General features: G+C 57.1%; 2 protein-coding genes. Both read right to left on the bottom strand.

The features are described 5' to 3' along the window. A partial coding sequence (locus EOL86_15600; GenBank protein NCD26995.1) for a hypothetical protein occupies positions 1–242 on the bottom strand: 242 nt, incomplete at its 3' end. A 1-nt stretch (position 243) separates the two neighbouring features. Next, on the bottom strand, positions 244–780 hold the full coding sequence (locus EOL86_15595; GenBank protein NCD26994.1) for a hypothetical protein: 537 nt from the start codon (positions 778–780) through the stop codon (positions 244–246). Positions 781–1,045 lie beyond the last annotated feature (265 nt).

Below are 1,045 nucleotides of genomic sequence, written 5' to 3'. Positions count from 1 at the left end.
TCAACGTCCAGGAGCCACGCCACCGCCTCTTTTAGCCTGTCGTGAGCATCCAGCGCATCGCATACCCACCGCGATTCTTCCAGTGAGAGCGCCACGGCTATGTCCGCGTATTTACGGAGGGCAGCGTTAAGGCTGGCCTCGGCCCATTCGAGGCGTTCGAGTTTTACGATTATTTCCTGCACGAGGCGGTGCGTGACGGGCACGCCCTGTTTCAGCGTGTCGAGTATGTTTTTCGTTATCATTTCATTCACCGTACCACGCCCATGCTTCGAGGTAGTGTTTCACGTTCGGCATCTGGCCACACGGTTTATGCTCGTGGCAAATGAACCCACGATAATGGCATTCTGGGACCAGCATGTGATACAGGTCCGGGTCTATGTGGCGCATGTTGTCCCGTATCCCGCGCATGACTTGCTGGGTTTCAGGACTGGCCTTGTGACACAGGCGCTTCCTGGCCATATTGATGAGCGCCTGAGCATTGGCGACCATCATGTGGTTGGTGGGGGTCATGCGGTTGGCTATTTCGTCCGCGCCGCGATCCGTCCGCATGGTCTGGACGTAGTGCAGGACGCCGACATTGTGGCGGACGAAGTGGACACTCACGAAGTTCGGAATCTCCTGCAGCTCAATGCAAAAAATCTGCGTCCTGATCGGGCTGTGCTCCATGGCGTAGAGCTTATCCAGGGTGATTGAGCTGGCCGCGTGAGAGTGCATGGTGTACTGGCACGCCAGCCGGGCGAGGTCCGGCGTGGTGAGTTTTGAAACCTGTATCCGCATCATATTTCGACCTCGTTAATATCCCAGTTGTCGATTTCATCCCGGACCCATCGGACCCCGGTCCAGGCCACCCACACGACGGCCAGCAGCCATGCCCATCCGTCGGAAAAACAAAGGCCCGCGAAGAATCCGCAGGCCAGGGACGTTGTGATGATTGAGAGTAGGAGCTTCATTCTTCACCCCTGGCAGCCTTCAGCGTGGCCTTGATCCTGTCCACGATGCCCAGCGGAACGTCGTATTCGGACCAATAGTCAGACGATTCGTCTAG

The sequence above is a fragment of the Deltaproteobacteria bacterium genome, assembly GCA_009930495.1.
Lineage (GTDB): Bacteria > Desulfobacterota > Desulfovibrionia > Desulfovibrionales > Desulfomicrobiaceae > Desulfomicrobium.
The sequence above is the reverse complement of the archived record's forward strand: the minus strand, read 5'-3'. Positions and strand labels throughout refer to the sequence as shown.